The organism is Brevibacillus ruminantium (assembly GCF_023746555.1).
GTDB classification, from domain to species: Bacteria; Bacillota; Bacilli; order Brevibacillales; family Brevibacillaceae; genus Brevibacillus; species Brevibacillus ruminantium.
Map to the genome: position 1 here is coordinate 3,873,941 of NZ_CP098755.1, position 11,854 is coordinate 3,885,794.

Annotated in this window: 12 protein-coding genes and 1 other annotated feature; of the genes, 2 read left to right on the forward strand and 10 right to left on the reverse strand. The window is 51.1% G+C overall.

Annotation, left to right across the window (positions count from 1 at the left end):
- Positions 1-19 precede the first annotated feature (19 nt).
- A complete protein-coding gene (pheS, locus tag NDK47_RS19240) occupies positions 20-1,054 on the reverse strand; it encodes a phenylalanine--tRNA ligase subunit alpha (protein ID WP_251871390.1) in 1,035 nt (344 codons plus the stop codon).
- A 50-nt stretch (positions 1,055-1,104) separates the two neighbouring features.
- Positions 1,105-1,348: a binding site (T-box leader), on the reverse strand.
- 119 nt (positions 1,349-1,467) lie between these two features.
- Here pheS and NDK47_RS19245 point away from each other — a divergent pair.
- The gene (locus NDK47_RS19245; RefSeq protein ID WP_251871391.1) at positions 1,468-2,196 is read left to right on the forward strand and encodes a DUF2225 domain-containing protein; all 729 of its coding nucleotides are present in this window, start codon (positions 1,468-1,470) and stop codon (positions 2,194-2,196) included.
- Here the strand turns inward: NDK47_RS19245 and rlmB are convergent.
- Both rlmB and NDK47_RS19255 read right to left on the reverse strand, forming a co-directional pair.
- Positions 2,189-3,013: a 23S rRNA (guanosine(2251)-2'-O)-methyltransferase RlmB gene (rlmB, locus tag NDK47_RS19250; protein WP_251871392.1), complete on the reverse strand. Its 825-nt coding sequence runs from the start codon at positions 3,011-3,013 to the stop codon at positions 2,189-2,191. The two genes, NDK47_RS19245 and rlmB, sit on opposite strands and share 8 nt — an antisense overlap.
- Positions 3,013-3,666: a potassium channel family protein gene (locus NDK47_RS19255; RefSeq protein WP_251871393.1), complete on the reverse strand. Its 654-nt coding sequence runs from the start codon at positions 3,664-3,666 to the stop codon at positions 3,013-3,015. The genes rlmB and NDK47_RS19255 overlap by 1 nt, the downstream gene beginning before the upstream one ends.
- A gap of 178 nt (positions 3,667-3,844) precedes the next feature.
- Here NDK47_RS19255 and sspI point away from each other — a divergent pair, with 178 nt between their 5' ends.
- Positions 3,845-4,081 carry a small acid-soluble spore protein SspI gene (sspI, locus tag NDK47_RS19260; protein ID WP_251871394.1) on the forward strand — a complete coding sequence of 79 codons (237 nt, stop codon included), beginning with the start codon at positions 3,845-3,847 and terminating at the stop codon, positions 4,079-4,081.
- Between the two features lie 43 nt (positions 4,082-4,124).
- On the opposite strand, the gene NDK47_RS19265 is transcribed toward sspI, so the two are convergent.
- From NDK47_RS19265 to NDK47_RS19295, 7 genes are all read right to left on the reverse strand, one after another.
- Entirely contained in the window at positions 4,125-5,285 is a 1,161-nt protein-coding gene (locus tag NDK47_RS19265; RefSeq protein WP_251871395.1) for a Ger(x)C family spore germination protein, read from the reverse strand.
- Positions 5,278-6,441, reverse strand: a complete 1,164-nt coding sequence (locus NDK47_RS19270) for a GerAB/ArcD/ProY family transporter (protein ID WP_251871396.1) — start codon at positions 6,439-6,441, stop codon at positions 5,278-5,280. The genes NDK47_RS19265 and NDK47_RS19270 overlap by 8 nt, the downstream gene beginning before the upstream one ends.
- Positions 6,438-7,973: a spore germination protein gene (locus NDK47_RS19275; protein WP_251871397.1), complete on the reverse strand. Its 1,536-nt coding sequence runs from the start codon at positions 7,971-7,973 to the stop codon at positions 6,438-6,440. Before NDK47_RS19275 ends, NDK47_RS19270 begins: the two co-directional genes overlap by 4 nt.
- Positions 7,974-8,115: 142 nt before the next feature.
- On the reverse strand, positions 8,116-8,478 hold the full coding sequence (locus NDK47_RS19280; protein WP_251871398.1) for a DUF1294 domain-containing protein: 363 nt from the start codon (positions 8,476-8,478) through the stop codon (positions 8,116-8,118).
- Between the two features lie 2 nt (positions 8,479-8,480).
- Complete coding sequence (locus NDK47_RS19285) at positions 8,481-9,098, reverse strand: DedA family protein (RefSeq protein WP_251871399.1); 618 nt, start codon at positions 9,096-9,098, stop codon at positions 8,481-8,483.
- A 127-nt stretch (positions 9,099-9,225) separates the two neighbouring features.
- Positions 9,226-11,013 carry a B12-binding domain-containing radical SAM protein gene (locus tag NDK47_RS19290; RefSeq protein WP_251871400.1) on the reverse strand — a complete coding sequence of 596 codons (1,788 nt, stop codon included), beginning with the start codon at positions 11,011-11,013 and terminating at the stop codon, positions 9,226-9,228.
- A gap of 202 nt (positions 11,014-11,215) precedes the next feature.
- Positions 11,216-11,722 carry a MogA/MoaB family molybdenum cofactor biosynthesis protein gene (locus NDK47_RS19295; RefSeq protein WP_251871401.1) on the reverse strand — a complete coding sequence of 169 codons (507 nt, stop codon included), beginning with the start codon at positions 11,720-11,722 and terminating at the stop codon, positions 11,216-11,218.
- Between the last annotated feature and the right edge of the window lie 132 nt (positions 11,723-11,854).

The following is an 11,854-nucleotide window of genomic DNA, read 5'->3' on the forward strand; positions in this document are numbered from 1 at the left end:
TCTGATACGACTCTCCTTTCTAGGATCGGTTAAATTGGTTCAAGAACCGGACATCATTTGTATAGAAATGGCGAATGTCTTCTACGCCGTATTTCAGCATGGCGATTCGCTCTACGCCCATACCAAAGGCAAAGCCGCTGACCTCCTGCGGATCGTAGCCAGCCATTTGCAGTACGCGCGGGTGCACCATGCCCGACCCGAGAATTTCGATCCAGCCTGTCTGTTTGCAGACGCGGCAGCCTTCTCCGCCGCATTTGAAGCACTGCAGGTCAACCTCTGCACTCGGCTCCGTGAAAGGGAAGAAGCTCGGACGTAGGCGGACCTGCTGATTGGCTCCGAACATCTGACGGGCGAAAGTAAGCAGCGTCCCTTTGAGATCGCTCATGCGAATGCCTTTGTCTACGACAAGTCCCTCGATCTGCGTGAACTGGTGGGAGTGAGTCGCATCGTCATCATCGCGGCGATACACTTTTCCCGGACAGATGATTTTCACCGGCGCTTTGCCTTCTTTTTTCAGCATGGTGCGCGCCTGTACGGGTGACGTATGGGTACGCATCAAGATTTCCTCGGTGATGTAAAAAGAATCCTGCATGTCGCGAGCCGGGTGATCCTTGGGCAGATTGAGCATTTCAAAGTTGAAATGATCCAGCTCTACCTCTGGCCCTTCAGCGATATCAAAGCCCAGCCCGATGAAAATATCCTCGATCTCCTCAATGATGCGGGAGAGAGGGTGCATCGTTCCTGCCTGCACAGGGCGGCCCGGCAAGGTCACGTCAATGGATTGGGACGTCAGCTTGGCCGTGAGCGCCGCTTCCTCCAGGGAGGCTTGTTTGTTTGCGAAGGCGTCCTCTAGTGCAGTTCGTACTTCATTGACCAGTTGCCCTACCACTGGCCTTTCTTCCGGGATGAGACTGCCCATGCCACGCAGCAGCTCTGTCAGCTCTCCTTTTTTTCCTAGATATTTCACACGCAGCTCTTGCAGCTGCGCTGCCTCCGCGACCTGGCCGAGCTGGGCCAAGGCGGATTGCTTCATTTCCTGTAACCGCGTTTGCACGTTTGATCGCTCCTTCTACATGTTTTTGAAAAAAAGAAAAAACCCGCCCCCTAAGGGACGAGTCATTACTCGCGGTACCACCCTTGTTAAGCAGAGCCGAAAAAAGCTTTGCTTCACTCGATCATGATAACGGGTTGCCCCGGTTTCCCCCTACTATGTTCCTAGTTCAGAAACGGTTCAGGGAACAGCTCCAGAGTGAATTCGGCAGACTTGGCTTGGGATGCTTTCAGTCAGCGGCATCTCCTCCCTGTAAATCCATAGGTCCTGCGTACTAGTCTCTGTCATCGCTTTCCGTTATAATGAAGTTGTAGGAAAATTATAGCGCAACCAGAGGGAACTTTCAATTCTACAAATGTTGTATATGGTTCGGAATTTCTCCTACGAAACACCCTCTTTGAAAGGGGACTTTTGGCATGATCGAACAAATTACAGCTCTCTATGACAAAAATCTAAGTTGTCCTCACTGTCAAGCCGCCTTTTCAAGCAAGCGGGTACGCAGCGGATCACTTTCCATGTTGAAGCGGGACAGTGATTTTTGCACCTACTTCAAGGAGCAGGCACTTAACCCGATTTTGTATACAGTCAATGTTTGCCCATCCTGCGGTTTTGCCTTTACGGATCTGTTTGATGAGCGATTGGCTCCCGGACAAAAAAAGCTGGTAAGTGAACTGATTTCCGCAAAATGGACCCCAAAAGAACTGGGCGGGATTCGCAGCCTGCCAGCAGCCGTAGCAGCTTACAAGCTGGCGATTTACGCAGCAGAGCTGACCGACCAGGTCCATTCCGTCAAAGCGGGACTCTATCTGCGCCTGGCCTGGCTTTACAGATTCACTGCCAATGCCGCCGAGGAAAGACGCTTTCTTCAAATTGCGGTCCATGAATATGAACAGTCCTATATCCATTCCGATTATACCCGCGGCGAGAAGGAAATGTCAGAAGTTCGCATTTTGTATCTGATCGGCGATTTGATGCGCCGGATCGAGCAATACGACAAAGCGATCCAGTACTTCTCCCACGCTTTGGAATTCAGAAACCGCACCATTGAAACCGGCATTTTACAAATGGCGCAAGATCAATGGGCCCAGGCGCGCGAAGAATATAAGGAAAAGAAAAAGCAGCCGCAAGTGGCCATGATCAGTTAGCTGGAGGGAAGGTGCGGTGTCGCTGGGCTTCGTAAACGAGGATACCGGCTGCGACTGCCGCGTTTAATGATTCTGCCCGACCATACAACGGAATATGTACATAACTGTCGGCAAGATCAGCGACCTGCGTGGAGACTCCTCGTCCTTCGTTGCCGATCACCAGTGCCACTTTTCCGCCATATGCAGCCTCGTGATAAGCGAGGCTGTTTTCTTTGAGCGAGGAGACCAGGATGCGGCCCCCCTGCTGACGTACTTTCTGAATCGCCTCGGGAAGCGGCCGTACAAAAACAGCCAGGCGAAACAAGGCGCCCATTGTCGACCGGATTACTTTTCCGTTGTACAAATCCACGCTGCCTGCCCCGAGAACAACACCATCCACGCCAGCAGCTTCCGCCGTTCGCAGAATCGTGCCGAGATTGCCCGGGTCCTGGATTTCATCGAGCAAAAGAAGCATATAATCCCGGTTCGCCGCGCTTTCCATCCATTCTTGCCAATCGCGTGTATTTTTTTTCACTTCCGCAACAATTCCCTGCGGATTTTTGGTTTCTGTCAGCTTGGCCAGCACAGCAGCAGATACCGCCACCACTTCGATTTCCGTTTGCCGCTTTTCGATAGCGCGCAGACAGGCCGGATCGATTTCGCGCTGTTCATCATACAGCACCGTAACTACCCCGGCCCCGCTGTTTAGCGCTTCCTCCACCAAATGCGCACCTTCTACCAAAAAGCGATTTTGCTCCTCCCTGCCTTTGCGGTCCAAGAGCTGGTGCAAGCGCTTGACCAGCGGATTTTGGACGGAGGTAATCAGCTCATGACGCATTAATCCTGCTCCTCAAACGTTTTTAGATGCTTGTTGTTGCCAATCACAACGAGTACATCCCCGCTCTGGATGACCTCATCCGGGCTGGGGGCGATGTTAAATTTATCCCCGCTCTTGATCGCAATGACGTTCACCTCATAGCGAGCCCGCAGGTCCAGTTGACGCAGGTTTTTGCCGAGCATTTTCGAAGAAGCCACGACCTCTGCCACACTGTAATCTTCCGCCAGCTCGATAAAGTCAAGGACATTGGCCGAAATCAGATTGTGAGCCACACGAACCCCCATATCCCGCTCAGGGAATACGACACGATCGGCGCCGACTTTATAGAGAACCTGTCCATGCCGCTCGTTTTGAGCTTTGGCGACGATCTTTTTTACACCCATCTCCTTTAGGATCAAGACAGTCAAAATACTCGCCTGGATATCGGCGCCAATCGCAACGACAACGACGTCGAAATTGCGGATACCAATCTCTCTCAGTGCCCGTTCATCGGTTGAATCAGCCGCAACCGCATGTGTGACAAACTGGATATTTTCATTGATTCGCTCTTCGTCCTCATCGATTCCCATGACCTCGTAATCCATTTCGTACAAAGTCCGGGCGACACTGGAACCAAACCTGCCCATGCCGATAATGGCAAACTGCTTGGACATCTCTTCCACTCCTTCTTTTTTGGGCCGCTTAAAATTGACCAAATTTCCTGCATGACAGACTGATGAATACCAAGCATTATAACACATCATGGGCTGGCTTCAAAAACAGGTATGAGCCAGCCTGGAAAGACGAATACTAGGGGTGCAATCCATATGAAAAACGAGGTGATCTCCCGTCATGAACATTGCTGCGCTGAACCTCCGCCAGGCGATCATGTACAAGATGCAGGGCTCTGACGCCGGTGCCGTGGAAGACACCATCAAGGATGCGATCACAAGCGGTCAGGAAAAAACGCTTCCCGGGCTAGGTGTCCTTTTTGAAGTGCTATGGCAAAACAGCGATGCCTCCAGCCGGAAAGAAATGGTGCAAACTATTGCAGAGCATCTTCCTGCGCAAACAGACCGCCCCGTGTAAGCATGCTCAAAAGGGAGGGACCTCGGGTCTCTCCCTTTCGCTTTCAGTACATTTCCATGCCCAACCGGCGCAGCTTGATCGTATATGTAGCTTTTATCGGAAAGTCTTTAAAGTCCTCCAGCCACTTGTGTTCTACCCAGTAATCGAAATAATGATGGGCATGGAGAGCGAGACCTAGTTTAAGGACATCGCTATTATGCTCATCCTGTAACTGATGAAACAATTTTTTCGCACGGTTTTCCATTTCCTTTTTAATCAAGTCCTGCAGCATCGCGATCATTTTTTCCTTGGGGACATCGGGTTTTGACGTCATCTCGATAATGTCTCCCTGTACGACACAATGATAGGAGGCGGCATGACCACGATACTTATCTGTTTCGCCGAGAAGGCCTCCCTGCATATCCAGTTTGGTTCTGACGAAATGCGGACGAAAGGTCACGTAGCCATGCTTTGTTCCGGGAAGCCGAATCACGACGTCTCCCCCGCGTTTTCGATCCCGCAGCTGCAGCAGTGACCAGGTCTGGATCTCGTTTAGATTCCCCACCATTTTGTATCCCCGAAAGATCGCCACTCCCTTCCAGCTCGCTTCATCATCCTTCACTTCTACATAATTCAGCATCGCTTCCATGGCATCACTGGTCGTCTGGATATAGAAATCACCCATCGTCTGATTGGGTATCAGGCCGATTCGTCTGCCGTTCTCAATCATCTCCATGATGTAGACGACCGGGATCTGCACCAGCCTCGGCTTGATTTCGAGCAGTGCCGCCGCCTCACCCTTCACTACAATCGGCCACAATAGTCGGCGAATCTGCGGGTCCCGCCGAAAGCTGTCAATAATTTCCTTTGTTCCTCTCCTCGCGACACTTTCACTTATCGCCAGTACCCTCGTATGTCCAAAGAATATCCGCTGATTCAGCCGTTGCTGGATATTGTTGGTCGCCTCTTTAATGGTTCGTCCTGTCACGCTCATGATCCGTACAGCATCTGCACTGCCCCCTCCTCCCTTGCCCGTGCTGCCGGCAATCTTTAACGGGATCGGAACCTGGATCGTGATCTTGTACAAATCCTCGTTTCCCTTGGCAAAATCAATGGCAATGCCGACGACCGATATTCTTTCCTCCAGCTCACGTCGATCCCAGCAACCAGCTAGCAACAGCAGACAAAGAAGCAGACAACAGATGCGGGACCAGACCTTACCCACCAGCCGTCCCCTCCTTGTTGAGCTTATTTCTCCGGTCTTGAAAGAACAGCACCACTAAATGTATCAACGGAGAAAAAAAAGACACCCATACTGTCGTATATCCAACGACAGTTGTAACTTTAAATATTTCGATAATATTTTGGGGCCGAAGTACAAGGAAGAACAGGGGGATCATCAGAACAATCGCCAGGATTCTCTGGAACCTGATCCCTCTGTGAAACAACTGGCGCAAACTGTAGATCATGGCGTAATACCCGTTGGCCACCGTGGTAAAAACCGCAGCCACCCAAACAGCCAGAAAAGCAGACTCGAGCCTCTCCAGGATCAGTCCGGGCACCTGTGTCGTCTTGACCAATTCTAGTGTGGGCCAGGTTACACGCTGCAGCTCTTCGTATCCAAAGACGGCGATTCCCGCTACCACAATTAACAGGTAGACAAAGACAGCGATGCCGATCCCATAGATCCCCGACCGGATTTTACTCGTGTTTTCATGGGCAAAAGCAAAAAAGATGAGCATAATCTCATAACCCTGATAGGAAAAATTGGCTTCGAACGAGCCCTTAAGCAGCGTATGCATTGGTACTCTTATCAGTGGCATCAGGTGATTCCACTCCGCCTTTTGAAAGGAGGCGATCGCGATAAACAGAACGGGAAAAAGAATCAACGGAAAGAGAATTTCGTTTACCCGCGCAACCGTATCCGTTTCATGCATGCACAAAATGAACGCAAGGACAAACATGGTAATAATGATCATTTCGAGTGGCGTGTCCAACAGGACGGCCGTAACGACCACCTCTCCAAACATGCGTGCGGTGATCCCGGTTGTCACATAGAGAACCGTCAAAAAGGCAAAGATCCAGGGGAGGCTCAGAACAAGGCCCAATCGGGGATGCTTGCTGCCGCCCCAAATGATCCGGCTGTATTGAACGAATGTCAGCCCCGGAAAACGACGGCTCAATACTGCGATGATCAGAATGGACAGAAACGGAAGGACAGACCCAATCAATGGACCCATCCAGCCAGCCTCATACAGCTTCGATGTCGTTGTCCGAGGCAGTGTCAGTACGCCCACCCCGATCAAGGTGCTGGTGATCAAGCATGTCATCTGCCAGAGGGAGAGCGAATTCGGCCTGTTGCTTCCACCACCATGGCTCATGAACGCCACCCTCCTTTCGACCTCTTCTCATCTTCTGGATGGAACATGGCAGGTCTATTTTTCATCCAGTTCAAGGGCGCGCGAATGATATAATCGCGCAGCCCCAGCAGGTTGACTGGGCTGAACGGTGTCATATACGGGACACCAAATGATTTGAGTGACGCAAGATGGATCAGTATGATGATCAGAAAGAGCATAATCCCATAAAGCCCGAACATTCCCGCCAAAATCATCAGCGGAAATCGAAGCATCCGAATCGCGATGGCCGCGCTATAACTGGGCGTGGCAAACGAACCAATCGTGGTGAGTGCGACAATGATCACCATGATGGGACTGACCAGTCCGGCCGAAACGGCTGCTTCTCCGACTACCAGAGCCCCGACGATACCGATGGTAGGTCCGATTGGACCCGGCAGCCGAACGCTTGCCTCCCTCAGAATCTCAATGGCCATTTCCATGATGATCGCTTCTACGACAGAAGGGAACGGAACAGTTGAACGCCCTGCTGCCATGGCGATCAACAACCGTGATGGAATCATCTCCGGATGAAACGAGCTGAATGCGATGTAAAGGGAAGGGAGCAATAGCGCGATGATCACACTCGTAGCGCGAATAAGCCGGATAAACGTAGCAATATAGAACCGTTCATAGTAATCCTCAGGACTCTGGTAAAACTGCGAGATAACTGCTGGCGCAATCAGTGCAAAGGGAGTGCCGTCAACGAGAATTGCCACTTTTCCTTCCAACAGATTGGCCACAACCTTGTCAGGCCGTTCTGTATTCTGAATCTGCGGAAAAGGGGACCAGCGCCGGTCCTGGATTATTTGTTCAATATAGCCGCTCTCTAGAATCGCATCGATATTGATACTCTCGATTCTTCGGTAGATTTCCTGAACAATGGGCTGGTGCGCAATGCCTTGAATGTGCATGACGTGCACATCGGTCTGCGTCCGCTGTCCGACGACAAAATGCTTGAGGTGCAAATTAGGGTCTTTCAAACGGGTACGGATTAATGCCGAGTTGACAGTCAATGTCTCTGAAAACCCGTCGCGCGGCCCCCGTACGACTGACTCAGTCTTTGGTTCTTCGACTCCACGTCGATCCCAGCCGCACGTATTGTTTAAATACGCCGTGTCCTGGCCATCCAATAGCAGAACCGAGTTGCCAGTCAAGATATTGCGTATGGCTTGCCGCAATTGGTTGGTAGATTCCAGCTCATTGACTTCAGGTCCCGTCATCGAGAGGTTCGTCGAAGTCATCGAGCGAATAATATAATTGTTGATTATTTCGCGGTCTACCATCCCTTCAATGAATAGAATAGCGGCTTCTTGGCCGCTTTTTACCTGAAATCGCCGAATCACGAAATCATCACTATTCCCCAACTGCGCCTCAAACAAGGAGAGGTTGTCTTGTAGACTGGAGGACAGGCGTGTTTCGGGAATACTCTCCATACTTTTCAAGGAATGCTTGTCGAGCTTGCGTTGCTTCTGGCTTCTTTTTCGTTCTTCCCACGCCTTCCAGAACTGACTCATCACTCGCCCTCCTTTATCAAGGATGAGGATAGTATCTCCAAAAAAAGGAGATTCACTCTTATTTTCAACATGAGAATAAGAGGTTCAGTATTATGAACACAAAAAACCCTTCCAAAGCGGAAGGGATACTTGTTCGCATCTCTCAACGATTTAGAAAGGCAAATACAAGAAGAACCATCTGAATGATGAAAAAAAGCGGGACGGCGATCATAAAGGACGGATGCTTGGTTTTATGGCGATACAGCATCATGACAGCCCAGGTACCGGCGGCGCCTCCCAGCCCGGCAATAAGTAGAAGGCTCGACTCGGGAATGCGGAACCGTCCCTCTTTCGCATACTGCTTATCCTTGGCCATCATGACGGCTGCGTACAGATTGAGCAATAGTCCGCCGACCAACAGCCATCGCATCTGACTGCTCCACCAGCCATAGCCGATCAACAGCCAGGATGCTGCAAGCACCCCGTTTCGCGCCCGCCGATAGGCGGATAAAAACCGTTGTTTCATCGCTACTCTCCTTTTGCCCGGAATGTCCGATTGGCGAGGTAAAAGCGGCGGGCCACATACCCCACGACGAGCAGAATAAGCAGGACCAGAAGAGCATACAGGCCGTAGGAGCGGATCATTCCGATGATCCCCTCAACGTTGCGGCCAAAAATATGGCCGATGTAGTAAAAGGCAGCGGTCCAGATCAAACCGATCGGATAAGAAAGGATGGCATATCGGCGATAACTCATTCCGCTCATGGCTACAATATACGGAACCACGTGACGGACTACCGGGAACAGGTAGCTGAAGCACAAAGCGAGCGTACCGTATTTCTCCAGCAAGGCCGTGGATCGCGCCACGGTATGTCTCATCTTCTCACTCTTGGACAACCACTGCAGGATCGGTTTGCCAAAAAATTTACCCAGCAAAAATCCGATCGTCAAACCGGATGCCACCCCAAAATAACCAGCGAGAAACGCATAGAGCGGGTTCAGTATATTTATTGAAGCTAGAAATCCCCCCGTAGCCACAACCAATTCGTCCGGAATAGGCAGACCGACAATGCCCAGCCAGAGCAAAAAGAAAATGGCAAAATAGCCGTATTGCTCGATTATCGACATCAACAGGTTGATTTCCATGACGTAAAATCCCCTATTCTCACCGCTCAGCGCTTTCAATTGAACGAGCGGCAGTTTTTACATGTACTCCATTACCAATACAGTTCCACTCACCATAAAGTTACGATTTCAGGGAGATCCGTTCACTTTAGCCCAGCTTGCCTGAGCGAACCTCCTTCTGATGAACAACCGTATAGGAGTTAGCCTGACCTTCTTGATAGGGATAATATACGACCAGCACATAAGCACCGGGAATGAGTTCGCCCGTTTGCTCCCATTTCTCCAGATCAATGGAAACCAGTGCCGGCAGCGTATGCTTGAAATACTCTTTCTCTGAGGCTGCATGGCGGGCAAAATCCGCACGAAGCTCATGCTGCTTGTCTGCTACCGCCTGATGAAGTCCCTGGAGCTCAGATTTATCCAGCATATCTTCCCACCAGAGCCTCCGTGGCCGATGCTTTTGGTTTCGCAAATAGTCGAATTTCATCAAGCTGAGGATGTGATCCATCTGCTCCGTCCCCCGGTTCTCCAGGAAAAGGCGCAAACGGAGAAACAGATCCTCCAGTTGATGCCCGATCCGGCTCCACCCTTGCTCTTCCCAGTAATCCCCGAATTCCTGGAAGAAATCAAACGGCGTGGCAAATGTTCGCGTTACCAGCCATTCCAGCGTGTGGTCCATGCGATGGGCATTCCAGTACTTCTCCAGTATATCCTCCGCTCGCTTGATCCGCTGCATGTCTCCGAAGGACAGTACGTTGTTCCCGAGGATTTCATAGGGTGCCTGATCCATAAAAATATATCCGTGATTGGCTGCCCTCGCTCGAACGCCCGTCCCGCGCAGCATCTTCAGGAAGCCGAGCTGAAGCTCTTCCGGCCGCAGCGCAAACACGTCATTGAAGGTCTGACGAAATGACTGATAATCCTCTTCGGGCAATCCGGCAATCAGATCGAGATGCTGATCGATCTTCCCTGAGTTTTTAATCTTGGTCACGGTATTGGCCAACCGATCAAAGCGCTGGATTCGCTGTACGAGTCTGTTGGTCTCGTCATTGGTTGACTGAACGCCGATCTCAAAGCGAAAAATTCCGGGAGGGGCATTCTCAATCAGGAAATCAAGGACGTCAGCGCGCAAAATATCGGCTGTGATCTCAAATTGAAACACCGTTCCATTGTGATTGTCGATCAGGAACTGAAAAATCTCCAGTGCGTACTTTTTATTGATATTAAAGGTGCGGTCAACGAATTTAATTGTTTTGACGCCGTGATTGATCAGGCGCAGCAAATCTGCTTTCACCCGATCAAGTCCAAAATAGCGTACACCGTCCTCAATGGAGGAGAGACAGTATTGACACTTGAACGGGCAACCTCTGGACGCCTCAAAATAGACGACGCGGTTGTTCAGCTCGTCCAGATCGTCTTCGTAAGGGGAAGGAATAGAGTCCAGCTCCTCAATTTGGGGACGCGGCGCACTGAAACGGATATGCTCTCCTTCCCGGTAGGCGATACCTGCCACCTCTTTCAGCCGCGGAGGCTCGCCGGTACGGAAGGCCTCGTCATACGCTTTCATCAGCTCCAGAAAAGTCTGCTCCCCTTCTCCCAGCACGATCACGTCGAACTCGGGGTGCTGCTTCAGCCAGTGATCGGCATCGTAGCTCACCTCGGGTCCTCCCAGGATAATCGGCAGGTCAGGACAGATTTTTTTCAGGCTGGCGATAACATCAGCCGTCTCTCGAATATTCCAGATGTAACAGGAAAAAGCGGCAATATCCGGCTGCCGCTTGTATATATCTGCGACGATGTTCAAGGTCACATCATTAATCGTATACTCGGCCATCTCAATATCGGGAAACGTCGGTCTGGTGTAGCTGCGCAAATAGCGCAAAGCCAAAGACGAGTGAATAAACTTGGCATTTAACGTGGATAGCAATATTTTCATTCGTACGTGTACTCCTCTTGTAAGCAATCTCGACCCTGTCCTGCGACCTTCATAGCAAGCTGAGCTGCCTGCTAATTTTCAATTGCTTCATTCTCCCGGCAAAGGGTCAGGCATTTTTGCCTTCTGTTACAGTATCACATGGGAGTGCCGTGCAGCAAATAAAGATCGTCTCCAAAGGGATGCGCAGATGCTCCCCAAATCGTTACTTTGTAAGCTCCCTGACGACGTGCCCCAGCTCCGGTACAATCAAACGGGTCATCGCCAGCCGCACCGCACCCGTCGAGCCCGGAGTGGAAAAGATCGCTTTTCCCTGTCGGACACCTGCCACCGCACGACTGAGTATGGCAGCCGAACCAATGTCCTCCGTGAAGCTGAGCATGCGAAACAGCTCGCCAAAGCCAGGCATTTCTTTTTCCAGTAATTCACGTACCGCCTCAAAGGTATTGTCACGCGGAGAAATCCCGGTTCCGCCGTTTATCAAGATCACCTGGACCGCAGGATCAGTGATCCCCGCCTCAATCGCAGCCGTCACTTCGGCAGGCTCGTCTTTTACGATCCGGTACTGCTGGAGAGAATGTCCCGCTTCCAGCAGCATCTCCTTCATCAATTGACCGCTTTTATCCGTCTCCACTGTTCTTGTATCCGACACCGTAATAACCATGCATCCAACCTGCTTGGGTGCCTTCGCTTTGTGTTCTGCTGTGCTCATTTTCCTTCCTCTCCTTCATCCCGCAGCCATTCTCACCGGGTTAGGCTGTCTATACCGGCAGTCATGTCCTTCTCTTCTCCAGCCATGATAACATGTGCGGCCAAGCCTATCCAGCAGGGATTACCAGCCGCC